The following is a 23,163-nucleotide window of genomic DNA, read 5'->3' as shown; positions in this document are numbered from 1 at the left end:
TTTGCGGACGGTTAGGCGGGACGGACGAATCAGTCGAGACGGCCGGGGAAGGTGAGTTCGGCCACGGCGGATTTATCGAGGGCGCCGCGACCGAGGGCGACGAGGCGGTCGTATTGGAGTTTGGTGGCGGCGGCCAGCGGCAGGCTCAGGCCCGCTTCGGCGCCGAGCGTCCAGGCGATGGTGGAATCCTTGGCGGCGTGAGCGCCGGAGAAGTAGCAATCGTGGGCGCGATTTTGCATGTCCTCGCCGTCGGTTTTGAGGACTTGGGAATTGGCGCCGGTCTGGGCGAATACTTCGCGCAACATATCCAGGTCCAAGCCCAGCGCGTTGCCGAGGCCCAAGCCTTCGGCGAGCGCGGCGGTGTTGATATTCATGACCATGTTGACGAGGGCTTTGACCTGGGCGGCCTGGCCGGCGGGGCCGATGTAGCGGAGGGCGTTGCTGAGGTGGAGCAACACGGGCTCGAGGCGGTCAAACGTGGTGCGTTCACCGGCGCACATCAGATAGAGCGTGCCGTTGCGGGCCTGCGGGATGGACGAAGCCATGCAGGCTTCGAGGGCGGAGGCGCCGGCTTCGGCGGCGAGGCGGGCGGTTTCAACGTGAACCTTGGGCGTGAGCGTGGCGCAGTTGACGAAGGTTTTGCCCTTGGCGCTGATGAGCAGTGAATCACCGGCGGCGGGTGCGCCGAAGACGGCGAGCTGCGCGGCATCGTCGGTGACGACGGTCAAAATCAGATCGGCTGACGCGGTGACTTCGGCCAGCGAGGTGGCGTGGCGGGCACCCAATTCGGCGGCGAGGGCGGCGGCTGAGGGGGCGTGGACATCGTAAACGGCGGCGATGGTGTGTCCGCAATCTTTGAGGCGGCGGGCCATGTTGGCTCCCATGCGGCCGACTCCGACAAAGGCGATGGTCTCAGACATAAATATCCGGTGGGTGGTTGGACTTGAGAAGAGGGCGTATCGCGAATCTGAACCTTAGCGTGCGAAAAACGGGTTATGTTGTTTCTCGAGGGCGAGGGTCGTGAGCGGGCCGTGGCCGGGGGCGATCACGGTGTTGCGCGGGAGGGTGAAAATCTTCTCGTGGTTGTTGCGCAACTGGTCGGCGTAATGAGTCGGACTCCCGCCCATCGAGGAGGCGAAGAGCGAATCGCCCACGATGGCGACGGGCCAGCTGAGGCCGGTCACGAAGAACGTGGTCATGCCCGGTGAGTGGCCCCAGGTGAACAGGGTCTTGATGGCGAGCTCGTTGCCCACGTGGAAGTGCGCGTTTTCGGCGAACGTCCTGGCTCCGGGGAAGTCCACCGGCTCGAGTTCGCTGGCCCAGACTTCGGCGCGGGGGCAGGCGGCGGCAAGAGCGGGCAGGGCGGCGATATGATCGTCGTGAGTGTGCGTGATGAAGATGTGGCGCACATCGAGGTCCTCGGCCTCGATCATGTCGATGAGACCGTCGGCATTGGCGCCGGTGTCGAAGACGGCGGCGAAGCGCGAGCGGGCATCCCAGAGCAGGTAGCTGTTCACCGTCATGTCTTCGAACGCGGTGTTGAACATCACGAAGCCGCGGGGGAAGACGGGCGCAACGGGGTAAAAGCGCTTGTGGGCGAGGTCGTCGAGGGCGTTGGCGCTGAGCTTGAGGTGGCGCGAGATGCGGCGGATGACGACATCGTTGACCTCGCCGGCTTTCACGGCGGCGAGTGCCTCGACGGAAACCTCGGCGCGCTCGGCGAGTTGTTCGTCGCTGATTTTCAGGCCGCGCTGGGCTTTGGCGATGACGTCGGTGAAATTATCTTCGAGGGGGAGGCGGGCCATGCGTTAATAACGGGTGCTCCGCCGGATCGCGCAAGCAGGAAGGCCGGAATCAGTCCGCGAGGATGATCACACGACCCGTGCGGGCGGACTCATAAACAGCATTGATCAACGCCACGGCGGCACGGCCGGCAACGCCATCGACGAGTGGCGTGCCGTCGGTGCGCACGGCGCGGATAAAATCGGCAAATTGTTCGCGGTGCGCATCGCCCCAGGCCCACGCTCCGTCGGCGGGCGCAGTCGCGGGAATGGCGGACGCGTTGGCCGTGGCGGATTTGGTGCCGCCGGTGGCGACTTGGAGGGCGTGGGCCGTGGCGGTTTTGCCGTGGATGGTATCGCGCCCTTTGATGGCGAGCAGGTGCAGTTCGTCGCCCTCGATGACGGCCGAGCCCTGAGTGCCGTGCAGTCCGAGATAAGCGGGGAAACCGGGATAAGCCGACGTGGTCGCCATGAGGTTGCCGATGGCGCCATTGGCAAAGGTGAGCGTGGCGGTGACGACGTCTTCCACCTCGATGCGCTCATGGGCGGCGGTGCGCATCTGCGCGTAAACCGTCTTCACGGGACCGGCCAGCCAGAGCAGCAGGTCAACGGTGTGCACGCCTTGATTCATGAGACAGCCGCCGCCGTCCAGCGCCCACGTGCCGCGCCAGTCGCCGGAGTCATAATACTCCTGGCTGCGGTGCCAGGGCACGCGCGCTTCGGCGAGGACCAGCGAGCCGAGTTCGCCGCGGTCGATGGCGCCGCGGACCTGCTGGCTGGAGGGGTCGAAACGATGCTGCGAAATGATCGCGAGTTTGCAGCCGGCGGCGCGTTGCGCGGCGATCAAGGGTTCGCAGGCCGCCGCAGTGATTTCCATGGGCTTCTCGATCACCACGTGTTTACCGGCGGCGAGGGCGCGGGCACCGAGCGAGGCGTGCAATCCGCTGGGTGTGCAAAAGGTCAGCACGTCGATCGCGGGGTCGGCGAGGAGTTCCTCGAACGAGGCGATCTTCAGGTCAAACTGCTTGGCGAAGGCCTCGGCCAGCGTGGTGTTGATATCGCAACAGTGGGTGAGGCGGGCATCGGCGGGCGGCAAGGCGCGCAACGCTTTGGCATGAGTCGGCGAAATACTGCCGCAACCGACGATGGCGAAAGTGAGAGGGGACGATGAGGAGTCCATGAAAGGGAAGTCCTTATCTGAATAAGGAGCCGGCCATGCTGGCAAGTATGCAGACGCTTCCCGCCGTGCACTTAACTGAAAATTGATTCACAACAGCATGCTGGGCGCCGGCCCGCCGGACCTGTTGTCTGGCGCCAATCCTATCTATATCCATATGAGCTCCCCTGATTATCTTACCTCCTTGTTTTCCCTGGCCGGCAAAGTGGCCGTCGTGATTGGTGGCACCGGTGAATTATGCGGAGCCATGGCGGAAGGTCTGGCGGGCGCGGGCGCTGAAGTGGTGCTGGTGGGTCGCAATGAAGAAAAGGCGTCCGCCCGTCTCGCTAAAATCCACGCGGCGGGAGGCAAAGCCTACTTTCTGCCTTCGGAAGCGAGTGATAAAGCGCAATTAAACAACTTGCTCGAAGCCGTGCTCAAGCGCTCCGGCCACGTTGATATAGTGGTCAACGGCGCGGGCGTGAACTCGCCTACGCCATTCCTGGATATCACGGAAGAGGAGTTCGAACGCATTATGGATATCAATGTCAAAGGCGTGTTTCTCGGTTGCCAGGTATTTGGTAAATACCTGACCGAGCGTGGCCAAGGCGGCTCTATTATCAACTTGGGATCGATGTCCGGCCTCGTCCCGCTTTCGCGTGTATTCACCTATTCGGCCAGCAAGGCGGCCGTGCATAATCTCTCCAAAAACCTCGCCCGTGAGTGGGCTCCGAAGAATGTGCGCGTTAATATTCTCGTGCCCGGATTCTTTCCCGCCGAACAGAATCGCAAGGTTCTCACGCCGGAACGCGTCGCTTCCATCCTCGGTCATACGCCGGCCAAGCGCTTTGGTGAAGCCAAGGAACTGATTGGTGCCACGCTATTACTGGCGGGAGATGCGGGCAGCTTTATCACCGGTGCGGAGATTGTGGTGGACGGCGGTTATCATGCGATGACCATTTGATTTAGCGGTCGGCTGGCGGTTTTATTATTCGATAATATAGACTTGATAAAGCCGCCATCTGTTTTGATATTCGCCTCGATATGTCATTCACCGACCAAATTGCAGAACTCGCCAAGGCCAAAGCCAAGATTGCTCAAGCCGAAGCCAAACTCGCTTCCGACCGCGTGTCGGCTCTCGCCAAACTCCCCGCTGAGTATGGTTACGGAAACCTTAATGAATTTATCAAGGCCCTGAAGGCCGCCGCTGGTAAGGCTGGCAAAGGTAAAGGCAAGAAGGTCAAGGGCGCGAAAGTCGCCAAGGCCCCGAAGGCTCCCAAGGCAGGCAAGCGCACCCGCGCCAAGATCACCCCCGAGCTCAAGCAGCAGGTGATCGCCGCCGTTCAGGCCGGTCAGTCCGGTGCTGAAATCGCCTCCTCCTTGGGCCTCTCGCTCCCGAGCGTGCAGAACATCAAGAAGGAAGCCGGCCTCGTGAAGGCTCGTGGTAACTCCGGCGACACCGCCGCTGCTCCCGAGGCTCCCGCTGCTTCGTAAGACCTTCCGGTCTTCGTCCGCTTTTATTGCGACGCCCCCGTGTTTAATTACACGGGGGCGTTTTTGTTTTACCGCTTGCGCCACCGGCCCGTGCGGGTGTGGGTTCAGGTCAGCCAAATCCTCATGCCTCCCGCCCATTTTATACAGGCCAATACCAATGGCCGCCTCCACTCCGCCGACGAACCGTCCATCGCTCCGCTCAATCGTGGATTTCTTTATGGCGATGCCATCTATGAGGTTTGGCGGACTTATAATGGAGTGGTTTTTGCCTGGGATGAACATTGGCAGCGTCTCGAACGTTCGGCTGCGTCGCTATATATGACGTTGCGGTGGTCTCAGGAGCAGATGCTCGCCGAGGTTAAAAAGACGGTCGCGGCCTGGCGGACGAAGACCGGAGGCGATGCGGTGGAACTCTATATCCGCCTGCAAATCACGCGCGGGGGTGGGGCCATCGGGCTCGATGTCGCGCTATCCGATGGCGAAGATTTTGTGCTGCTGGTGCAACCGTGTCCGTTACTGACGGCGGAGGTGGAAGCGAAGGGGATCACACTCTCGTTGGCGCGCACATTGCATCGCAACCATCCGGGCACGCTCAACCCCGCGTGGAAGACGGGTAATTATCTTAATAATCTCCTCTGTCTGCGCGAAGCGCGTTCACGCGGAGCGGATGAAGTGGTGATCACCAATCTTGCGGGTCAGATCACCGAGGCGGCCGTGAGCAATATCGGTTTTGTGCGTGACGGTGAACTGGTTCTGCCGCCGGTGGAGGCGGGTATTCTGGAAGGGATTACGCGTCGTATATTGATTGATCACCTCGCGCCGGCGGTCGGCGTCACGGTGCGTGAACAGACGGTGCGGCCCGAGGATTTGGCCGGTATGCAGGAGTGTTTTCTCACCGCCACGACCAAGGATATCGTGCCCGTGCACGCGATCGATGACGTCGTGTTCACGACCGGCGCCGACACGCTGACGTTGCGGCTGAAAACCGCCTTCGCCGCGTATGTGGCCGCCTATATCGAGGAGCGTCCGCAGCAACTGGTGTGATGCGGACCGCGCTCGTGCGCCGAGCCTCTCGTTCAATAACGGGGCACCGTCGGGTCGATGACCAGTGACCACGCATCGATGCCGCCGGCGACGTTGCTCACGGCATCGTAGCCGTTGGCCCGCAGGTATTGGGTCACGCGCAGGCTGCGTCCGCCGTGGTGGCAGTGGATGAGCAAATGTTTGTCCTTCGGCAGTGAACCGACGTGCTCCGGGATCTGGCGCATCGGGATGTGCTCGGCGCCGGCGATGCGGCAGGTTTCCACTTCGAACGGCTCGCGCACATCGATGAGCACCACGTCGCCGGGCGTTTCATCCAGGAGGCGCTTGGTTTCTTCAACGGAGACTTCGATCGGGTGGGTGTCGGACATGATGACGGTCACGACAACCGTTCGGCGGGGGCCCGCAAATGGAAATTGCACCAAGCTCCCTCCACCGCGCAAAATCCTCCCACATGCCTCAGCATTTCATTGTCATTATCGCCGGCGGTAAAGGAGAGCGTTTCTGGCCCCAGAGTCGCGCCCCTCGTCCGAAACATCTTCTGCCCGTGGTCGGTTCCAAGCCGTTGCTCGCCCAAACCATCGATCGCGTTAAGCCGCTGGTTCCCGCCAAGAATATTTACGTCATCACCAGCGCCATTCAGGCGAAGGCCGTGCGCGAGGTCTGCAAAGGGATCCCTGCCGCCAACATCATCGCCGAGCCCGTCGGACGTGACACCGCCGCTGCCGTGGGCTTGGCCGCCGCGATCGTGGCCGTGCGCGATCCGCAGGGTATTTTTGCGGTGTTGCCCGCCGACCACGTCATCCATGACGGTAAGTCTTACGAGGCTGATCTCAGGGCGGCGTTCGCGGCGGCCGAGGCCGATGCGGTCATGGTTACCATCGGTATCACGCCGACCGAACCGGCCACCGGTTTTGGCTACATCCAGCGCGGTGAAAAATGGAAATCCTTCAACCGCCGTCCGGTGTTTCGCGTGAAGCGTTTCGTGGAAAAACCGAAACAAGCGGTAGCCGAGGATTACCTCAAAGCCGGCGACTACGTGTGGAACGCCGGCATGTTTGTGTGGAGCGTTCCGGTGGTGGAGACGGCCCTCGCACAGCACGCGCCCGAGCTCGATGCCGCGCTGAAGCCGATCCGTGTCGCGCTGGCAAAAAAGCGTCCGCTGGCCGGCGTCCTCAAAAAGGCTTATCCGACGTTGCCGAAGATTTCCGTGGACTACGCGCTCTTGGAAAAATCCAAGAATGTCGTGGTGCTGCCGTCATCGTTTGATTGGGACGACGTCGGGGCCTGGCCGGCGGTCTGCAAGCACTTCACGCCGGATTCAGCGGGCAATGTCTCGCGCGGACTCGCCGTGGTGGAGCAGGGGAGCAACAACCTCGTATTCAGCGAAGGAGGGCATCTCGTGACCGTCGTCGGCCTGGATGATTTGATCGTGGTGCACACCGCTGATGCGACCCTCGTCTGCCCCAAGTCGAAATCACAGGAGATCAAAGCGCTCCTCAAAAAAGTCGAAGCGCTCAAGGGCGGCGCGAAGTGGCTCTGAGCTGCGGCGCCACGGTCTGTGCAACGTTCAACACTCAACATCGAACCTCCAACTTTCAATGAACGCTCCGAACATTCTCTCCTTGGATGTTGAACGTTGGGCGTTGGATGTTGGACGTTGAGATTCCTCTACTCATGCGATTCCTCGGCATCGATTACGGCACGCGGCGCATCGGGCTCGCCTACGGGGACGAGCTCGGCATCGCCACGCCGTTGCCCGCGCTCATCGAGGCGGAGCCGAAGCAACGCCGCGAGGGTCTGGCCGCCGTCGTGAAGCAGCGCCGGATCACCGAGCTGGTCATTGGATTTCCTTACAACATGGACGGCTCGGTCGGCTTCAAGGCGAAGGAAGTCGAGGGCTTCGCGGAGAGTTTGAAGCGCGAGTTTGCGCTGCCCGTGCACTTCATCGACGAACGGCTGACCTCGCACATGGCCGAAGCCGGACTGAATCAGAAACAGCTCCGTGAAATCCGCGGTCAGGGGATCGTCGATTCACGTGCGGCGGCCATCATCCTGCAGGATTATCTGGACCAACGTTTCCCGCCGGCGTTGTCCGGTCCCGAAGCGTGATGAGTGCGCAACCGACCGAGGTTTCCCGCTGGAAATGCACCGTCGCTTACGACGGTTCGGCGTTGGCTGGCTGGCAGATTCAGCCCAACGCCGAGACCGTGCAGTCGGTCATCGAGGCTCGACTGGCGGCGGTGTTTAAAACGCCGGTCGATATCACCGGCAGCGGCCGCACCGACTCGGGGGTGCATGCGCGCGGGCAGGTCTTTCACTTCGACGCACAGTGGTCGCACGATCCGGCGAAGCTGCTCACCGCGATGCGCATCGGACTGCCGCCGACGATTCAGATTCTCACGGCGAAAAAAGTGCCGGCGACGTTTCATGCGCGGTTTTCGGCCAAGGGGAAAATCTACCACTACGACATCTGTCATGGGGCGTTCGCCGATCCGTTTACGCAGGCTTACACGTGGTCGATGGCGCGCACGCTCGACATCGAGGCGATGCGCGCAGCGGCGAAGTTGCTCGTGGGGACGCATGATTTTCGTGCGTTTACCGCGATGCCCGGCAGCGGCGTGGAAAAGGAAGATACCGTGCGCACGGTGAAACGTCTCGATATCACCGGACGCGGCACGCGCCTGCGCATCGCGGCCGAGGGCAACGGCTTTCTCTACAAGATGGTGCGCAGCCTCACCGGGGCCTTGGTCGATGTGGGCGCGGGCCGGTTGAAGCCCGACGACATGACGGAAATTCTGGCCAGCCAGGTGCGCACCCAACGCGTGTTCACGGCACCGCCACAGGGATTGTGTCTGGTGAAGGTGTTTTATTGAAGCGATGAACGCCGCGCGTGAGATCCTGCGGGGAATGACCGACATGGTGTTTCCGCCGGTGTGCCTGGGCTGCGGAGGCTTGGTCGAGGGTGGCCGCTTGCGTCATATATGCGTGAAGTGCGAGCCGATGATTTATTTGGTCGAACCACCGAGTTGTTCGACCTGCGGCAGTCCGTTTTTTGGCGAGGTCGAGGGCGAGCGGATGTGTCCCCACTGCGAAGGCCTGCATCCTCAATATGGCGAAGGCCGCACGGTGACGTTGTTCAAAGGTCCGGCGCGGGCGCTCATCCATGAGCTCAAATATCACAAAGGTCACCACGTGCTGGCGGATGTAGAGGAGGTCGTGCGCGGTTCTGCGCATGTGATGGAATTTGTCCGTGGGTCGATATTGGTGCCGGTGCCGCTGCATCCGCGGAAGGAACGTGAGCGCGGCTACAACCAGACTGCGTTGCTGGCTGGTGCCTTGGCGCGAGCGGCGGGAGGCACGACGCGAATTGAGGCACTGCTGGATAGGGTGGTGGATACGCCATCGCAAACGACTTTCGACCGCAAGGCCCGTCGGGCGAACCTGAAAAATGCCTTTGCACTCGCCAAAGGGGCGACCATAAATCCCGCCTCACCCTACATCCTCGTCGATGACGTTTTTACAACAGGCTCAACCCTCAATTCCTGCGCTGGCGTTCTCCGCCGTGCAGGTGCGTTGAACCTGAACGTCGTCACGTTCGGCCACGGTTAATTTTTTCCCGCATGTCGCTCTTTAGCAAACCGAAGTATTCGACGGTCGTCGTCAAAAAGAAGGACATCCCCAAGGGTATGTGGACCAAGTGTCCCATCTCTGGAGAGATCGTCTTCAATCAGGAACTCGAGGAGAACCAGATGGTCGTCCCGAAGTCCGGTTATCACTTCCCGATCGGGGCCCGCCAGCGCATCACGGCGCTCTTCGATGAGGGCACCTTTGAGGAGATCGATGCCAGCATCCGCTCGGCCGATCCGCTTAAGTTCGTCGACTCGCAAAAGTATCCCGACCGTATCAAGAAATACGAAAAGGAAAGCGGCCTGACCGAGGCGGTCGTTTGCGGCACGGGCAAAATCCACGGCATTCCGGTGTCTGTGGCGGTGATGGATTTTCGTTTCTGCGGCGGCGCGATGGGTTCGGCGGTCGGTGAGAAGATCACCCGCGCCATCGAAATCGCGCTCAAGAACAAGACGCCGTGTTTGATTTTCAGCGCCTCGGGTGGCGCGCGTATGCAGGAAGGTATTTTCTCCCTCATGCAGATGGCCAAGACCAGCGCCGCGCTGGGCCGTCTCGCCGAGGCAAAGCTGCCCTACATCTCGATTCTTACGCATCCGACCATGGGTGGCGTCACCGCCAGCTTCGCGGTGCTGGGCGATATCAACATCGCCGAGCCGGGCGCCTTGATCGGCTTTGCCGGTGCGCGCGTGATCAAAGACACCGTGAAGCAGACCCTGCCTCCTGGTTTCCAGACGGCGGAGTTTCTGCAGAAGCACGGCTTGATCGACCAGATCGTGAGCCGCCTCGATATGCGCGACCGCTTGCGGGACATCCTGCAGGCTTTGTATCTGCGCAAGCTGCCCACGGCGAAGAAGTGAAGGCTTGATGCCTCGGGTCCGGATTCAACGTCCAACATCCAACGTTCAACACTCAACGTTCAATGGATGAGAAGACGTCGCGTTTTGATTTGGAGGACCGCCTGTTAGACTACGTGGCGAATATCGTGCGTCTGGCGGAGTCGATTCGCCGTTCGCCAGCTGGAACGCATGTCGCCAACCAAATGCTGCGTTCAGGAACTGCAGTCTTACCTAATCATGGTGAGGCGCAAGCGGCCGAATCCAACGCGGATTTTATTCATAAGCTGAGCATATGTCTTAAGGAGTTGAGAGAGACCCGTCGTTGGCTGCGATTGATCCAAAGGGTTCCCTTGATCCCCAAGCCGGATATCGTGCTGCCTTTGTTGGCGGAAACCGAAGAGCTGATTCGTATTTTCTTTTCGAGTCTTAAAACCGCCCGCAAGAAAGGCACAAAATGACGGCTCATTATGAGCGTTGGATGTTGGAGGTTGAACGTTGAACGTTGATTCCGGAATCACTGGTTACAACGCGACGCAGGATTATCTTTTTTCGCTCAAGGCGAAGGGAGTGAAGTTCGGCATCGACCGGATGCGCCTGCTCGTTGCGGGCATCGGGCATCCGGAGCTCGCCACGCCGGTCATTCACCTGGCCGGCACCAACGGCAAGGGCTCCGTCGCAGCGATGCTGGAGGCGATTTTTTCGACCGCGGGCTGGCGCACCGGCCTCTACACGTCGCCGCATCTGGTGAAACTCGGCGAACGCGTGCAGGTGGCGCGGGAGATTTTGAGCGAGGTGGAGATCGTGGCGTTTACGCAGGAGTTGCTGCCGGTCGCCGAGGCGGTGAGCCATGGAAGTCCGGACGATCATCCGAGCTTTTTCGAGTTCATGACCGCGATGGCGTTTCTCCAATTCGCCCGGAAGCGTTGCGATATCGCCATCATCGAGACCGGTCTCGGCGGACGCCTTGATGCGACCAATGTGGTTGATCCGGAGGTGGCGGTGATCACGTCGATCGGACTCGATCATTGCGACATGCTGGGCGACACGATCGCGCAAATCGCTGCCGAGAAGGCGGGCATCATCAAGCCGGGAAAACCGGTGGTGATCGGACGGCTGCCGGCGGAAGCGGAGGCGGTGATTCGCCGGGTGGCGGCGGAGCAGGGCGCTCCGGTGATTTCGGTGCGCGACGTGTTCGGCGAAGCTATCGAGGGATATCCGACGGCGGCATTCGAGGGGGATTATCAGCGCTGGAATGCCGCGACTGCGGTGTTGGTGGCACGCTGTTTCGATACGCGTTGGAAACTGACCGAGGATGTCATCAAGCGCGGCCTGCACGCGGCTCGCTGGCCCGGGCGCTGGCAGCGGGCGAAGATCGGTGGGCGGGATTTGATCCTAGATGCGTCGCACAATCCGGAAGGTGCCGGCGTATTGGAGAATCAATTACGCGCTCTGGTGGTGGAGACGGGACGCAAGCCGGTGGTGGTGACGGGCGTGTTGGGCGCGGCGCGGGCGCGACCGTTGCTGGAGACGATCAGTCGCTGCGCGGCGGAGATTCACCTGGTGATGCCGCAGCAGTCACGGGCGAGCGGTTTCGAGGAACTGGAGGCGTTGATCCCGAAAACGTTCACGGGGCGCGTGAGCCGAGCGACCGTCGCCGGAGTGTTTCCCGATGCGCAGACCTGCACCGTGGGCGGGCCCGACGATACGGTGGTGGTGACGGGCTCGATTTATTTGCTCGGCGAAGTCATGGCCCGCATCCAGCCTGAACGTGGTGCGATCGAGAACCGGCTGCAGGATTTTTGAGGTCGGGTGCTCAGCTCTTCACTTCCGTTGCTTCGATGTCGATCACGTCGGCGGTCCGCATCGGGCGCGGGCGTGCTGACGTGCGGAATGCGGGACGCGTTGCAGGGCGACCGCGCAAGCGTTGCACGATGTAAAAGGCTACGCCGAACAGCATCACCGCGATGGCGGCAAGCAGGCCGACAATGACCACGATACCAGCGATGATGAAGCGGATGATCTGCATGCTACGAGAGACTCGAATTGGAGCGGAAGGTTGCAACCGGTGAACGGTAAAATGCAAAGGCCGCAGAGTTCACCGAGCGCGTGCTCCGTGTTCTCTGCGGCCTCTGTGTTTAATGAACTTTAATTTTAAACCAGCTTGATCAGCTCAGACGTCGCGGGGACGTCTTTGATGATCTGGGACGGCTCGGGGCCGACGCCGAGGTAGCGCAGATTCGGGAGCTTTTCGCACGCGGGCAGCGGTTCGCCGTGGAAGGCGACATCGAGGAGGGACTTCACCATGGCGGCGACGTAGCGCTGGGCGTTCTTCGGGAGATCGGCGAAGTGGCGGACCGTCGAAACATCTTCGGTCCAGCCGGCGTGTTTCGTGTAAACGGGTTTGAGCGTCTTGCGAATGGCGTCGTTGCGGGGGACGTGATGGTAACGTTTGCCTGAGACATCTTCGTAGGAGGTGCAGATGAGGAGCTCGCTGTTCCACTCGCCGCGGTGGGTGAGGGCGTCGAGTTTGTTGATCATCACGTCCTGGTAGCCGCCGTAGCGGAGGGCATCGCCTTTTTCCACGGCGTCATACCAGCCGACCATGCGCTGGCGTCCGGTGGAGGTGCCGAATTCGAGTTTCTTGAGGAGGACGGAGAGCGGGTGCGCGTCGTCCATCTGCGTGAGGAACACGTGGGTGCCGACCTTGGTGTCGTAGGCCTTGGCGACGCCGAAGGTGTGGATGCGCTGCACGGGAATGCCGGCGCTCTCGAAGAACTCGGGTGTGAAGGTGTGCGAGGCGGTGACGTTGGGCGAGTAGCCGTGGCGTTTGTCGAGCCAGTAGGCTTGGCCGAATTCGCCGATGATGGTGTGGCCGGCGCGGAGCTCGCGGAGGATGAGTTCGCGGACTTCGCCGATGTTTTTGGCGAGGCGCTGGCCGGCCAGCCAATAGGTCTCGGTGAGCGTCGCAAGGTTGATGGAGAACGGGCCGTCACCGCGGAAGATCGTAAAATCGAAGTCTTCTTTGGTGAACACGCCGAGTTCGATGGCCTCGGTGTTGGCGCGGAGTTCGGCGTCGCCGAGTTTTTGGAAGAAGCCGGCGAAGGTTTCGGCGGAGACTTTGCAAACGTGCTGGATGGTCGCGACGGCGCGGTCGGCGCGCTGGGCGAGTTTTTTGGCGTAAGCTTCGCGGGAGCCGAGGAAATCGGCGTAGGTGATCTGCCACTGGCCGACTTCGTCCTGGTAGGCGGGCGTGATGCCACGGCCGGTGGAGCCGCGGGGCTCTTCCTGGAGGACGTTGACGCGGTAATCTTCCCACGCGAGGTCGAGCAGGCGGTGGGTGAGATCGGAGACGAGGGTGCGTTCGTCGATCACGAGGCGGTTGAGGACGGGATAACCCTTCTTTTCGAGGGGCATGGCCTCCCACCAGGCTTTGCGCGGGTCGGCGACGACACCGGCGCCGATGGCGAGGTGGGCGAGTTCCTTTTCGACGACGCCGGAGGGGAGGAGGTTGAGCTTGATGCCGGCGGCGGTGTGGCCGGAGTTGGCGCCACCGTTGACCTTGAGGACGGTGGAGACGGGGTGGGCGCCATCGCGCAACTCGTGGACGACCTCGGGAATCAGGCGGCCTTTGCCCTCGTCACCGAGGGAGATGCCGACATCGGCGATGAGCTGGCTGGAAAAAGGGAGTAGCGACATGGCAAACCGCCAACGAAAGCGGGCGGGGCGGCGCGGTTCAATCGCGGAATTTTAAACGCAGAGGCCGCAGAGCGCACAGAGGATTGAATACCTCCGTGTCCTCTGCGGCCTCTGTGTTTAAAAAAATCAGCCTTTGGCTTGGGTCTTGATTTCGACGACGTCGTGGGGGGCGGCTTCTTTTTGGCCGGCGGGGGAGACACGGATGTAGCGGGCCTTTTCGCGCAGCGACTTGAGGTCTTTCGCGCCAAGGTAGCCCATGCCGCTTTGCACACCACCGACCAAGTTGCCCAGCACGTCATCGGCCGAGCCGGATACTTCCTTGAGCGCCTCGATGCCTTCGGCGGTGAGTTTGCGGGCGTTGTCGGTCTTGTCGTGGCCGTAGCGCGCGGCGCTGCCGGCTTTCATCGCGCTGAGCGAACCCATGCCGCGATACTGCTTATACAATTTACCGTTGATTTCCATGATCTCGCCGGGGGCTTCGCGGCAACCCGCAAGAAGACCTCCGAGGATGACGGCGTCGGCGAGGGTGAGGGCCTTCACGATGTCACCGGACTTGGTGATACCGCCGTCGGCGATGATCTTCACGCCGCGAGCCTTGGCACCTTGGGCGGCGACGTAGAGGGCGGTGAGTTGCGGGATGCCGACGCCGGCGACGACGCGCGTGGTGCAGATCGAGCCGGGGCCCTGGCCGACCTTGACGGCGTTGGCACCGCAGGCGGCGAGGTAATCGACGCCGGAGGCGCTGGTGACGTTGCCGGCGATGATGGTGAGGTCGGGGAAGGCGTCGCGGACGAGCTTAACGATGTCGCCGACGCCGGCGGTGTGGCCATGAGCGGTGGAGACCGCGACGGCGTCGATGTGTTCATCGACCAGCTGGCTGACGTGGGTGATGATTTTTTCGTCGTCGAGCGTGCCATCGGGCAGGCGGACGGGAGCGATGGCGGCACCGACCACGAGGCGGAAATCGGCGTCACGGGCGGGTTTACGACGCGACTTCGATTCCGTGAGGATGCGGTCGATATCGGAGAACGTAACCAAGCCGCGCAGGCGGTCTTCGTCGTCGACCACGAGCATCTTGTGGATGCCCACATGCTCGGTGAAGAAGGCGTCGGCGGCCTTGATGGGATCGGGTTTGAGGGCCTTTTCGTGGATCGTGAGGATGTCGGCGCGGGGCGTCATGGCCTCGGCGACGGTCTTGGATTTGTAGCGCTCGCGCACGGTGCTGCCGGAGAGGAGGCCGACGAGTTTGCCATCGGCATCCACGACGGGGAACGTGCGGAAATCGAAGCGGCGGGTTTCGATGAGGGCGAGCACGTCACCCACATGCTGGGTGGGGGAAACCGTGATCGGATCCTGGATGAGGCCGTGGATGTGGCGTTTGACGCGGGCGACTTCCTTCACCTGGTCGCGGGCCGGCATGTTGTAATGGATGAGGCCGAGGCCGCCGTTGAGGGCCATGGCGATGGCCATGCGGGCCTCGGTGACGGTGTCCATGTCCGACGAAATGACGGGGATGGATAGCTTAAGCACCTCGGAGAGTGCGGTGGAGGTATCCGCATCCTTGGGAAGGATTTCCGAATAGAGCGTCGCCAGGGAAACGTCGTCAAACGTGAGCGCGACGGGGCGGTTGGCGCGGAAGAAGGCGTCGGCCGGCTGGTAGAATTCGGCGTCGAACGCCGCGGCGGAAGGAGTGGCAACCTTTGTCATGAGTTGCCGTGAACGTAATAAGCCTGACCCGTTAAAGGGCAAATCGTTTTTCGATTTGGCGCGGGGGGAAGCCTCAACAGCGGCGGGGCGTTCCTCTGGGAATGGTTGGTTCACCTTGGGCGTTGACGAAGGAGGGGACTCGAAGGCTATCTATTTTTAACCGACCATAGCGGTCGTCGCATCCCATGAATTTCGAAGTCGTTATACGCCGTGTAGTGGGAGCATTGGAAGAATCAGGTATTCATTATGCATTGATTGGCGGGTTTGCCATGGCGTTGCGAGGCGTGCAGCGGGCGACGATGGATTTGGATTTTATCCTGATGCTCGAAGACATGGAAAAAACCGATGCCATCCTGAAGTCATGCGGATATGAACGGGTGTTTCAGTCGGCCAACGTATCGCATTATATTTCGGCTGATAAAAGCTGGGGGCGTATTGATATCTTGCATGCATTTCGCGGACCTACCCTTGGAATGCTTGAGCGTGCCGAAGTGATGCCGGTCTTGGGCGACTTTAGTATTCGTGTGGTGCATATCGAAGATCTGATCGGCCTGAAGGTGCAGGCTTCGGTAAATGACCCGAATAGGGCGGCTCGTGATTGGTCGGATATTCGGATGATATTGGAAGCTGCGGCAGGGCAGGGTGTGGCGATCAATTGGCTGTTAGTCGGCGATTATCTCGGGATTTTTAATTTGGAAACCAAGCTTGCTGAGCTAAAAAGCTACTATGCCTCGGCTCAGTAAAATCGAACGACAACAGATTTCTCAGGTTCGGCCTGATGCGGCGAGGCCTGCGAAATTTGTGAAGTGGGATTTGGCGGAGTATCTGGATTTCCTCCGTTTTTCATCACAGTTTGTGCCGACGGCTCCGCGTAAATTTATTACCGGCGGGGATCACTGGAAGCTATAAGCGAGCTTGGCTGCCAAGGGTGGTATCATTTGGTCTTTGTCGGTGCGCTCTTGAGGTCGGGGGGATCGTCCGGCTTGATGTAAATCCACATGCGCCTGCGACTCGCCTACCGCCGTTATTTGCTGCCGTTTCGCACTCCAGTGCGCACGGCGCACGGGGTCTGGGCGGAGCGCGAAGGTGTGCTGGTGCGGCTCACCGATGAAAGCGGACGGGCCGGTCACGGCGAAGCCGCGCCGATTCCGTGGTTCGGCACGGAGACGCCTGACGAAATCGAGGCGGCGTTGGCGAGCTTCGGAGAATGGGTGACCGAAGAACAACTCGTGGCCGTGCCTGCGCGGCTCGGTTGTCTGCGGTTTGCCATCGCCGGCGCGTTGTCCGCATTGCGCGGCTCGGAATCATCGTCGGACGCCGGGCACGCGTATCTGCCTGTGGCGGCCTTGCTGCCCGCCGGTCGCGCGGTGCTCACGGCGGTGGCGGCCAAGGCGGAACTCGGTTTTCGCACCTTTAAATGGAAGGTGGGCGTGGGCGATCCGGCCGACGAACTGGCGATTTTGGATGACCTCTTGGGACAACTTCCAGCGGGCGCACGGTTGCGACTGGATGCCAATGGGGGTTGGGATGCGCGGGTGGCGCGTCGCTGGCTGGAACGCACGGCGGACCGGCCTATCGAGTATATCGAGCAACCGTGTTTTGCCGGGAAAAACGAGGATGCCGGCACGCGTCGCCGCATGGACGATGTGTTGCGAGGGCTGGCCGAGGATTATCCGACGCCGCTCGCCCTCGACGAATCATTGGTCGGTGCGCAGGACGTGGAGCATTGGCTGGCCGAGGGCTGGCGCGGGGTGTTTGTGATCAAGCCCGCGCTCTTCGGTGATCCCACCCCGGTGATGGCGCGCCTGGCCGCGGCCAAGGCCGACGTGGTGTTCTCCTCGGCGCTGGAGACGGCGGTGGGCGCACGGGCCGCGTTGCAGCTGGCGCTCGCCTGGCCGGGCGAAAAGCCCCGCGCGCTCGGGTTCGGCGTGTGGCCGCTGTTTCATGAAAGCGTATTCGACGGGCCGTATGTCGCACCGTTTATTCGCAAGGAAGATGTCGAAAAACTCAACGCGGAGGCCGTATGGAACGCGCTGACCTGATCCGTCTGCTGGGCATGCCACCGGTCGTGGCGGAGATGCGCGATGTCATCGTGGAGGAACGCGAGCCGGCCGTGTTTATCGAATCGTTTTCCGATGCGGTCGCGGCCGGCGGCACGGTGTTTTTGGCTGATCCCTCGTGGGGCGAAAGTGAGCGGGCACAATTCAACGCGCTCACGTCTGCTCAACCGGTGGCGCGCTCCGCCGGTGCGTCTTCAGGTCTCGCATCTCAAGTTTCAGGTCTGCCTGCTGCGACTTCCGGCTGGCTGTGTATTCCGACCGGCGGTTCGTCGGGTCGGCTCAAGCTGGCGCGGCACGATGAGCAAACCATCTCGGCCGCGGTGAACGGATTTTGCGCCCACTTCGGCGTGACGAAGGTCAACGTGGTCGGGCTGCTCCCGCTGTATCATGTAAGTGGATTCATGGCGTGGATGCGCACGGTTTTGACGGGTGGGAGTTACCTGCCGTGCAGTTGGAAAGCTGTGGAGTCGGGGGAGCGTCCGGCGTTGCCCGCGGATGATGGCGATTGGTTCCTGTCGCTGGTGCCGACCCAGTTGCAACGCCTGCTGGGCGATGCCGAAGCCGAGGACTGGTTGCGCGGGTTTCGGGCGGTGTTCATCGGTGGCGCCCCGGCGTGGCCGGAGTTGATCGAGGCCGGGGCGAAGGCGCGGCTGCCGCTGGCGTTTTCTTATGGCATGACCGAGACGGCGGCGATGATCGCGGCCTTGAAGCCGGAGGAGTTTTTATCCGGTGCGCGTGGCAATGGCGCGGTGATGCCGCATGCGCGAATCACGTTTGATGCGGAGGGCCGCATCGGGATCGCCGGCGCGTCGTTGTTTCGTGGATACTGGCCCGAGCTGCGCACGGGAGATATCTGGCTTACGGAGGATCTCGGGCGGATGGACGAAAGCGGCAGCCTGCAGGTGAGCGGACGGCGCGATGCGTTGATCATCACGGGAGGCGAAAAAGTGGATCCGGCGGAGGTGGAGCGGGTGTTGCGTGGCACGGGTCAGTTTACCGATGTGGCCGTGATCGGCGTGTCCGATACGCAGTGGGGCGAAGTCGTGGTTGCGTGTTATCCGGCGGAGTTTGCTCCGCATGATTTGGAGGCGGTGGCGCGCGTGCTTGCGAGTCACCTGGCGGCTTTCAAGCACCCCAAGCGTTATGTCGCCCTCGACCGCTGGCCCCGCAACGCGCAAGGGAAGGTCAATCGCGCGACGCTGCGGGTATCATTGGAGGGCGGAGTCTCGACTTAGGCGATCGGAAGGCTCAGGTTGTTACGCATATTGCCCATGGGACCTTACACTGAAATCCTCAAGGCCCTCACCGACGCACGAGTTGATTTCATTGTCGGCGGTGGAGTGGCCTGTGTGCTGCATGGGGTTGAGCGTGTGACCATGGATATCGATCTTTCCGTGCACATGGTGCCGGATAATTTGCGTGAGTTCATCGATGTGATGGCGACCTTGGGATTGAAACCACGTGTGCCCATTGCTCCTTCCGCTTTGCTCGAGCCGGCATTTATTCGCATGATGATCGAAGATAAACATGCTTTGGTGTTTAGCTTTCTTGATCCGGACCGGCCTGTCCGCCACGTGGATATTTTTCTTAAGGCCGATCTCGGCTACGAATCACTGCTGCCAGATTCGCAGTGGGTGGATGTAGATGGTATGGCGGTGAGAATTATAAATCGCCCGCGATTGCTGGCTATCAAGCTGGCCATTATTCCGGCACGCGCCAAAGATGCCTTGGATATCGAATTTTTAAGCCGTCATGAAAATTGAACTCAATTCGCGGGATTCGTCCTTTGCGTCGAAAGCCGATTGGGCTGCGTTGAAGCAGAGCACCCCGCAGGATTATGACGGGCACACCGAATTTTCCAGAATGACTCCAGGAGCCAGGCTGCGTTGGTTGGAGCAGGCGGCGGAGTTTATTTTAAGCCGGAAAACTTCTTTGCGGAAAACAGTTTAGGGTCTGGTCGCTTCACCCCGCCTGAACCCACACGGCTACGGAAGCGGGGAGGGGGAGACGTTCGCGGGTCTTCGACGAGATACACACGTGTTCGGTGCGGACCACGGCGGCGCGTTTTTCGGCGGCACCCGTTTTCCAGATGACGTAGTCGATCGCGTAGCTGTTTTCAGAGAGCGCCACGGGTGTCACATCGATGCGCAACTTGTCTCCGCACACCAAAGGGCGCAGATAGGTCGCCTCGCTTTTGGCCACCGGCACCACCACGCCGTAATCGGCGAAAAACGTCCCCAACGGCACGCCTGCGGCCGCCAGTGACTCTTCGTAAGCCTCGTGGCAGATCGACAGGTAGCGCGCGAAAAACACCACGCCGGCGGCATCGGTGTCGGGAAAGTGCACGGTGCGTGAATAGGCGAAAGGCATGGGGGCGGCTTGAAGTAGCGAGTAGTGAGTAACCGGTCGTGAGTAGGTTGGAAAGTAGCTTATTGGACGACGTCGTGATTGAATTTTCTGTGAGAGATCAAAGGCTCGACCTACTGGCTACACACTACCCGATACTCGCTACTTCTGAAAAATCCCATGACTAAAAACGAGATCGCCGACGTGCTCACCGAGATCGGAACCCTGCTCGAACTCAAAGGAGAAAATCCTTTCAAGACACGTGCCTACCAGGCTGGTGCGCGTGTGCTGGAATCCATGGAGCAGGACGAGCTCGACACCCTGATCCGCGAGGAACGGCTCAAGTCCGTCAAAGGCATCGGCGACGCCCTTGCTCAGAAAATCGGCGAACTTCACTCTACGGGGCGCTTGGAGTTTTTTGATAAGCTGAAGGCCTCCATCGAGCCCGGTCTGGTGGAGATGCTCGATGTGCCCGGGCTCGGGCCCAAAAAAATCAAAGCCATCCACGACCAGCTTGGCGTTACCACGATCGAGGGTCTGGCGTCCGCGTGCACCGATGGTCGCGTGGCCGCGCTCGCCGGCTTTGGCGAAAAATCCCAGGAAAAAATCCTCGCAGGCATCCGCAACCGCGAGGCCTATGGCAAACGCCACATGTGGTGGGAGGCCGGGGCCATAGCGACGCCCATCGTGGCCGGATTGCGTGCATTGCCGCAGGTATCGCAAGCCGAGGCGGCAGGCAGTCTGCGTCGCGGACTCGAAACGGTGGGCGATCTCGACTTCATCGTTGCGGCGGTGGACGTCGCTCCCGTGGTCGAATGGTTTGTGACGCAGCCGGGCGTGCAGGAGATCACCGCGCGCGGCGAGACCAAGGCCAGCGTGCGCTTTGTGAGCGGACTGCAGGCGGACCTGCGCCTCGTGCCGCCCGAGCAGTTCGCCTTTGCGCTGCATCATTTCACCGGCTCGAAAGATCACAACGTCCTCATGCGTCAACGTGCGCTCGCCCGCGGCCTGTCGCTGAGCGAATGGGGTCTGGTGCCGGCGGAGGGCGAGGGCACTGCAAAGGCCAAAGCCGAAGGCGGCGCACACGGCGTGAAGGCCAAGGATGAAACCGCGCTCTTCGCCGCGCTCGACCTGCGCTTCATTCCGCCTGAGTTGCGCGAAGGTCTCGGGGAAATCGAAGCGGCTGAGGCCGGTGAACTCCCGCGGCTCATTGAACTCGCCGACCTGCGCGGTGCGTTTCACAACCACACGACCGCGTCCGACGGCCGCAATACACTCGTCGAGATGACCGCTGCCGCCGAGGCGCTGGGCTGGGAGTATCTCGGTATCGCCGACCACTCCAAATCCAGTGTGCAAGCCAAGGGTCTCAGTGAAGAACGCCTTGCCGCCCAAGTGGCCGAGATCCATGCACTCAACGCCTCCGGCCGCTTTAAGACCCACGTTTTCACCGGCACCGAGTGCGACATTCTGAGCGACGGCCGGCTCGACTATGACGACGCGATGCTGGCTACGTTGGACTACGTTGTCGTGTCGGTTCACGCGGCCTTCACGCAGTCATCGGCCGACATGACGGCACGCATCATCCGGGCCATCGAGAACCCTTACACCACCATGCTAGGCCACGTCACGGGGCGCCTGTTGCTGCGGCGTGAAGGTTACCAGGTGGATTTCACCCAGATCATCGACGCCGCCATCGCCAACGACGTGATCATCGAACTCAACGCGAGCCCTTGGCGCCTCGACATGGACTGGCGTCATTGGCGCAAAGCCGCCGAGCGCGGACTACTCTGCGCGATCAATCCCGATGCCCACGAAACCTCCGGCCTTGAACACGTCCGTGCGGGCATTAACTCGGCGCGCAAAGGCTGGCTCACCCGCGAACACGTGCTCAACGCGCGTCCCCTGGCGGAGGTGAAACGCGCGTTTGGTGCGCGGTAGTTTAAGGGGGAAGATTAAGTTTAAGGATGATCGTCCATTCCGCTCTCTGCATCCTCTGTGTTCTCTGCGACCTCTGTGTTTAAATCTCCGACTTAAATACCGGTTTAACGCAGAGAGCGCAGAGATCGGATCGGATAGCCATTAGGTTCTGACTGCTACCTTCCCATCATCCTTAAACTTAATCTTGAGTCTTCATCCGCGCCGTCGGCGTCTCCGTGTTAACAATCCGTCCGTCCTCCGTCCTCAGTCCTCAGTCATCCGTTCTCCGTTCTCTGTCCTCTGTCCTCAGTCATCCATCCGTCCGATGATTTCGAATTTTGGCAGGGGCGGAGTCCGGTCTTGAGTTCCCCGTTTCCCCTTTTTTCATCCGCGCCTTGAACAAGATAAGTTACATTCAATCTCAATTTAAGAGCTCCGTGGGCTTTGAGTTGAATCTCATCAACCCCAAAACGTTTTGCGAAAAAATCCAGTGGTTGAAACTCTTCAACCAAGACCCGCTCGTCACCCTCTGCTCCGACAAGGTCGCGGTTAAAAATTACGTCAGGGAAAAACTCGGGCGCGACATCTGCATCCCCACGCTCAAGACCTTTCGCTCCGTGGCGGACTTCAACCTGGCGGAGATGCCGCCGAAGTTTGTGCTCAAGCTCAACAATGGCTCCGGTGCGATGCTGTTTTATGAAGGTCCGCACTCGTTCAGCGAAGCCCGCATCAAGGAGCTGATCGAGGACTGGCTCGGCCCCACGTTCTCTTACTATGCCCAGAACTACGAATGGGCTTACCGCTACATCCAGCCGACGATGCTCGTGGAACCCTTGGTGCCCGGACTCGGTAAACTCGATGACTACAAGTTCCTCTGTTTCCATGGAGAGCCCAAGCTCCTCTATGTCGCGACGCGCATCTCCGGCGTGCTTCACGTGGACTACTTCGACTTGGAGTGGAACCGGCTGCCTTACCGGCGCGGTTCGAATGCGCCCATCCCGTATGCCGTAGCCCGACCGGAAAAATTCGCCGAGATGTGCGCGGTGGCGCGGACGCTCTCGGCGGATTTTTCCTTTGTTCGTGTGGACCTTTATTATCACGAACACCAAGTCCTCTTTGGAGAACTCACGTTTTATCCGGGCAACGGCATTTCACCGTTCAAGCCCGATCACGTTGAAGATGAGCTGGGGGCTTTGCTGCATCTGCCCGAGCACGCGCTGTTATTCTCCGAGGCAACCGGCCGTGCAGTGGAAGTTCCCCGCGAAGCCCTGCCTGCGCTCCTTGATATGGCGGAGCCCTTGTCTGTTTCTGCGGGCGCCAAAACGGGTAAGGTGGCTTGCTACTGGGAGGACAAGGTCACCCGCATGCAAACCTCGTTCAGCTGGCGCGTCACCTCTCCGCTCCGGTTCGTCAAACGCACCCTCAGGCGCCTTAGGCCGAAGGCTTGAGCGTGTTCAAATCACCAACCGCGAACAAAAGCGGAGTTTTAACGCAGAGGT

The 23,163-nt window shown here is 60.9% G+C and carries 25 protein-coding genes; 17 read left to right on the top strand and 8 right to left on the bottom strand.

From position 1 onward, the window contains the following. Positions 1–29: 29 nt before the first annotated feature. Genes FPL22_RS06750 through FPL22_RS06740 form a run of 3 tightly spaced genes read right to left on the bottom strand, consistent with a single transcriptional unit; the run spans position 30 to position 2,961 of the window. On the bottom strand, positions 30–920 hold the full coding sequence (locus FPL22_RS06750; RefSeq protein WP_144229337.1) for an NAD(P)-dependent oxidoreductase: 891 nt from the start codon (positions 918–920) through the stop codon (positions 30–32). 54 nt (positions 921–974) lie between these two features. Further along, complete coding sequence (locus FPL22_RS06745) at positions 975–1,805, bottom strand: MBL fold metallo-hydrolase (protein ID WP_144229336.1); 831 nt, start codon at positions 1,803–1,805, stop codon at positions 975–977. A 49-nt stretch (positions 1,806–1,854) separates the two neighbouring features. Next, positions 1,855–2,961 carry a Gfo/Idh/MocA family protein gene (locus tag FPL22_RS06740; protein ID WP_144229335.1) on the bottom strand — a complete coding sequence of 369 codons (1,107 nt, stop codon included), beginning with the start codon at positions 2,959–2,961 and terminating at the stop codon, positions 1,855–1,857. Between the two features lie 154 nt (positions 2,962–3,115). On the opposite strand from FPL22_RS06740, the gene FPL22_RS06735 reads away from it, so the two are divergent. The 3 genes from FPL22_RS06735 to FPL22_RS06725 all read left to right on the top strand — a co-directional run bounded on the left by FPL22_RS06735 (position 3,116) and on the right by FPL22_RS06725 (position 5,475). Continuing rightward, positions 3,116–3,901: an SDR family oxidoreductase gene (locus FPL22_RS06735; RefSeq protein ID WP_144229334.1), complete on the top strand. Its 786-nt coding sequence runs from the start codon at positions 3,116–3,118 to the stop codon at positions 3,899–3,901. Positions 3,902–3,981: 80 nt separating this feature from the next. Beyond that, positions 3,982–4,431, top strand: coding sequence for a helix-turn-helix domain-containing protein (locus FPL22_RS06730; RefSeq protein WP_144229333.1), 450 nt, complete (start codon positions 3,982–3,984; stop codon positions 4,429–4,431). 123 nt (positions 4,432–4,554) lie between these two features. Beyond that, the gene (locus FPL22_RS06725; RefSeq protein WP_144229332.1) at positions 4,555–5,475 is read left to right on the top strand and encodes an aminotransferase class IV; all 921 of its coding nucleotides are present in this window, start codon (positions 4,555–4,557) and stop codon (positions 5,473–5,475) included. A gap of 32 nt (positions 5,476–5,507) precedes the next feature. Here the strand turns inward: FPL22_RS06725 and FPL22_RS06720 are convergent, their stop codons facing one another. Continuing rightward, entirely contained in the window at positions 5,508–5,843 is a 336-nt protein-coding gene (locus FPL22_RS06720; protein ID WP_144229331.1) for a rhodanese-like domain-containing protein, read from the bottom strand. 83 nt (positions 5,844–5,926) lie between these two features. Between FPL22_RS06720 and FPL22_RS06715 the strand changes: the two genes are divergently transcribed. The 7 genes from FPL22_RS06715 to FPL22_RS06685 all read left to right on the top strand — a co-directional run bounded on the left by FPL22_RS06715 (position 5,927) and on the right by FPL22_RS06685 (position 11,741). Continuing rightward, positions 5,927–7,015, top strand: a complete 1,089-nt coding sequence (locus tag FPL22_RS06715; RefSeq protein ID WP_144229330.1) for a mannose-1-phosphate guanylyltransferase — start codon at positions 5,927–5,929, stop codon at positions 7,013–7,015. An 86-nt stretch (positions 7,016–7,101) separates the two neighbouring features. Beyond that, positions 7,102–7,584 (top strand): Holliday junction resolvase RuvX, encoded by a 483-nt coding sequence (gene ruvX / locus FPL22_RS06710; RefSeq protein ID WP_238991328.1) that lies wholly within the window; start codon positions 7,102–7,104, stop codon positions 7,582–7,584. Further along, positions 7,584–8,348, top strand: a complete 765-nt coding sequence (truA, locus tag FPL22_RS06705; protein ID WP_144229328.1) for a tRNA pseudouridine(38-40) synthase TruA — start codon at positions 7,584–7,586, stop codon at positions 8,346–8,348. The genes ruvX and truA overlap by 1 nt, the downstream gene beginning before the upstream one ends. 4 nt (positions 8,349–8,352) lie before the next feature. Continuing rightward, positions 8,353–9,084 (top strand): double zinc ribbon domain-containing protein, encoded by a 732-nt coding sequence (locus FPL22_RS06700; protein ID WP_144229327.1) that lies wholly within the window; start codon positions 8,353–8,355, stop codon positions 9,082–9,084. Positions 9,085–9,095: 11 nt separating this feature from the next. Next, positions 9,096–9,959: an acetyl-CoA carboxylase, carboxyltransferase subunit beta gene (accD, locus tag FPL22_RS06695; RefSeq protein WP_144229326.1), complete on the top strand. Its 864-nt coding sequence runs from the start codon at positions 9,096–9,098 to the stop codon at positions 9,957–9,959. A 62-nt stretch (positions 9,960–10,021) separates the two neighbouring features. Then, positions 10,022–10,396 (top strand): four helix bundle protein, encoded by a 375-nt coding sequence (locus FPL22_RS06690; protein WP_144229325.1) that lies wholly within the window; start codon positions 10,022–10,024, stop codon positions 10,394–10,396. A gap of 37 nt (positions 10,397–10,433) precedes the next feature. Then, entirely contained in the window at positions 10,434–11,741 is a 1,308-nt protein-coding gene (locus FPL22_RS06685) for a bifunctional folylpolyglutamate synthase/dihydrofolate synthase (RefSeq protein WP_238991327.1), read from the top strand. A 10-nt stretch (positions 11,742–11,751) separates the two neighbouring features. Here the strand turns inward: FPL22_RS06685 and FPL22_RS06680 are convergent, their stop codons facing one another. The 3 genes from FPL22_RS06680 to guaB all read right to left on the bottom strand — a co-directional run bounded on the left by FPL22_RS06680 (position 11,752) and on the right by guaB (position 15,341). Beyond that, positions 11,752–11,964: a hypothetical protein gene (locus FPL22_RS06680; RefSeq protein ID WP_144229324.1), complete on the bottom strand. Its 213-nt coding sequence runs from the start codon at positions 11,962–11,964 to the stop codon at positions 11,752–11,754. Between the two features lie 125 nt (positions 11,965–12,089). Further along, complete coding sequence (locus FPL22_RS06675) at positions 12,090–13,634, bottom strand: adenylosuccinate synthetase (RefSeq protein WP_144229323.1); 1,545 nt, start codon at positions 13,632–13,634, stop codon at positions 12,090–12,092. A 126-nt stretch (positions 13,635–13,760) separates the two neighbouring features. Beyond that, positions 13,761–15,341 carry an IMP dehydrogenase gene (guaB, locus tag FPL22_RS06670; RefSeq protein WP_144229322.1) on the bottom strand — a complete coding sequence of 527 codons (1,581 nt, stop codon included), beginning with the start codon at positions 15,339–15,341 and terminating at the stop codon, positions 13,761–13,763. 185 nt (positions 15,342–15,526) lie between these two features. Between guaB and FPL22_RS06665 the strand changes: the two genes are divergently transcribed. The 5 genes from FPL22_RS06665 (at position 15,527) to FPL22_RS06645 (ending at position 19,351) form a co-directional block, all read left to right on the top strand. Further along, entirely contained in the window at positions 15,527–16,084 is a 558-nt protein-coding gene (locus FPL22_RS06665; protein ID WP_144229321.1) for a nucleotidyl transferase AbiEii/AbiGii toxin family protein, read from the top strand. A 255-nt stretch (positions 16,085–16,339) separates the two neighbouring features. Beyond that, the gene (locus tag FPL22_RS06660) at positions 16,340–17,383 is read left to right on the top strand and encodes an o-succinylbenzoate synthase (RefSeq protein WP_144229320.1); all 1,044 of its coding nucleotides are present in this window, start codon (positions 16,340–16,342) and stop codon (positions 17,381–17,383) included. Next, positions 17,365–18,636, top strand: coding sequence for an AMP-binding protein (locus tag FPL22_RS06655; protein WP_144229319.1), 1,272 nt, complete (start codon positions 17,365–17,367; stop codon positions 18,634–18,636). The genes FPL22_RS06660 and FPL22_RS06655 overlap by 19 nt, the downstream gene beginning before the upstream one ends. Before the next feature lie 36 nt (positions 18,637–18,672). Next, positions 18,673–19,164 carry a nucleotidyl transferase AbiEii/AbiGii toxin family protein gene (locus tag FPL22_RS06650; RefSeq protein WP_144229318.1) on the top strand — a complete coding sequence of 164 codons (492 nt, stop codon included), beginning with the start codon at positions 18,673–18,675 and terminating at the stop codon, positions 19,162–19,164. Further along, positions 19,154–19,351, top strand: a complete 198-nt coding sequence (locus FPL22_RS06645) for a hypothetical protein (RefSeq protein ID WP_144229317.1) — start codon at positions 19,154–19,156, stop codon at positions 19,349–19,351. The genes FPL22_RS06650 and FPL22_RS06645 overlap by 11 nt, the downstream gene beginning before the upstream one ends. Positions 19,352–19,363: 12 nt before the next feature. On the opposite strand, the gene FPL22_RS06640 is transcribed toward FPL22_RS06645, so the two are convergent. Next, the gene (locus FPL22_RS06640) at positions 19,364–19,771 is read right to left on the bottom strand and encodes an acyl-CoA thioesterase (protein WP_144229316.1); all 408 of its coding nucleotides are present in this window, start codon (positions 19,769–19,771) and stop codon (positions 19,364–19,366) included. Between the two features lie 156 nt (positions 19,772–19,927). Here FPL22_RS06640 and polX point away from each other — a divergent pair, with 156 nt between their 5' ends. Together polX and FPL22_RS06630 are read left to right on the top strand one after the other, a co-directional pair. Then, positions 19,928–21,685 carry a DNA polymerase/3'-5' exonuclease PolX gene (polX, locus tag FPL22_RS06635; RefSeq protein WP_144229315.1) on the top strand — a complete coding sequence of 586 codons (1,758 nt, stop codon included), beginning with the start codon at positions 19,928–19,930 and terminating at the stop codon, positions 21,683–21,685. Between the two features lie 374 nt (positions 21,686–22,059). Then, a complete protein-coding gene (locus FPL22_RS06630) occupies positions 22,060–23,112 on the top strand; it encodes an ATP-grasp fold amidoligase family protein (protein ID WP_162525217.1) in 1,053 nt (350 codons plus the stop codon). The last annotated feature ends 51 nt before the right edge of the window (positions 23,113–23,163 follow it).

The organism is Rariglobus hedericola (genome assembly GCF_007559335.1).
GTDB classification, from domain to species: Bacteria; Verrucomicrobiota; Verrucomicrobiia; order Opitutales; family Opitutaceae; genus Rariglobus; species Rariglobus hedericola.
This window is presented reverse-complemented; position numbering and strand designations above follow the sequence as displayed.

Bases quoted from the DNA above. Each gene is read 5' to 3' on its own strand.
- FPL22_RS06750 (WP_144229337.1), bottom strand. From the start codon at position 920: ATGTCTGAGACCATCGCCTTTGTCGGAGTCGGCCGCATGGGAGCCAAC.
- FPL22_RS06745 (WP_144229336.1), bottom strand. From the start codon at position 1,805: ATGGCCCGCCTCCCCCTCGAAGATAATTTCACCGACGTCATCGCCAAA.
- FPL22_RS06740 (WP_144229335.1), bottom strand. From the start codon at position 2,961: ATGGACTCCTCATCGTCCCCTCTCACTTTCGCCATCGTCGGTTGCGGC.
- FPL22_RS06735 (WP_144229334.1), top strand. From the start codon at position 3,116: ATGAGCTCCCCTGATTATCTTACCTCCTTGTTTTCCCTGGCCGGCAAA.
- FPL22_RS06730 (WP_144229333.1), top strand. From the start codon at position 3,982: ATGTCATTCACCGACCAAATTGCAGAACTCGCCAAGGCCAAAGCCAAG.
- FPL22_RS06725 (WP_144229332.1), top strand. From the start codon at position 4,555: ATGCCTCCCGCCCATTTTATACAGGCCAATACCAATGGCCGCCTCCAC.
- FPL22_RS06720 (WP_144229331.1), bottom strand. From the start codon at position 5,843: ATGTCCGACACCCACCCGATCGAAGTCTCCGTTGAAGAAACCAAGCGC.
- FPL22_RS06715 (WP_144229330.1), top strand. From the start codon at position 5,927: ATGCCTCAGCATTTCATTGTCATTATCGCCGGCGGTAAAGGAGAGCGT.
- ruvX (WP_238991328.1), top strand. From the start codon at position 7,102: ATGTTGAACGTTGGGCGTTGGATGTTGGACGTTGAGATTCCTCTACTC.
- truA (WP_144229328.1), top strand. From the start codon at position 7,584: ATGAGTGCGCAACCGACCGAGGTTTCCCGCTGGAAATGCACCGTCGCT.
- FPL22_RS06700 (WP_144229327.1), top strand. From the start codon at position 8,353: ATGAACGCCGCGCGTGAGATCCTGCGGGGAATGACCGACATGGTGTTT.
- accD (WP_144229326.1), top strand. From the start codon at position 9,096: ATGTCGCTCTTTAGCAAACCGAAGTATTCGACGGTCGTCGTCAAAAAG.
- FPL22_RS06690 (WP_144229325.1), top strand. From the start codon at position 10,022: ATGGATGAGAAGACGTCGCGTTTTGATTTGGAGGACCGCCTGTTAGAC.
- FPL22_RS06680 (WP_144229324.1), bottom strand. From the start codon at position 11,964: ATGCAGATCATCCGCTTCATCATCGCTGGTATCGTGGTCATTGTCGGC.
- FPL22_RS06675 (WP_144229323.1), bottom strand. From the start codon at position 13,634: ATGTCGCTACTCCCTTTTTCCAGCCAGCTCATCGCCGATGTCGGCATC.
- guaB (WP_144229322.1), bottom strand. From the start codon at position 15,341: ATGACAAAGGTTGCCACTCCTTCCGCCGCGGCGTTCGACGCCGAATTC.
- FPL22_RS06665 (WP_144229321.1), top strand. From the start codon at position 15,527: ATGAATTTCGAAGTCGTTATACGCCGTGTAGTGGGAGCATTGGAAGAA.
- FPL22_RS06660 (WP_144229320.1), top strand. From the start codon at position 16,340: ATGCGCCTGCGACTCGCCTACCGCCGTTATTTGCTGCCGTTTCGCACT.
- FPL22_RS06655 (WP_144229319.1), top strand. From the start codon at position 17,365: ATGGAACGCGCTGACCTGATCCGTCTGCTGGGCATGCCACCGGTCGTG.
- FPL22_RS06650 (WP_144229318.1), top strand. From the start codon at position 18,673: ATGGGACCTTACACTGAAATCCTCAAGGCCCTCACCGACGCACGAGTT.
- FPL22_RS06645 (WP_144229317.1), top strand. From the start codon at position 19,154: ATGAAAATTGAACTCAATTCGCGGGATTCGTCCTTTGCGTCGAAAGCC.
- FPL22_RS06640 (WP_144229316.1), bottom strand. From the start codon at position 19,771: ATGCCTTTCGCCTATTCACGCACCGTGCACTTTCCCGACACCGATGCC.
- polX (WP_144229315.1), top strand. From the start codon at position 19,928: ATGACTAAAAACGAGATCGCCGACGTGCTCACCGAGATCGGAACCCTG.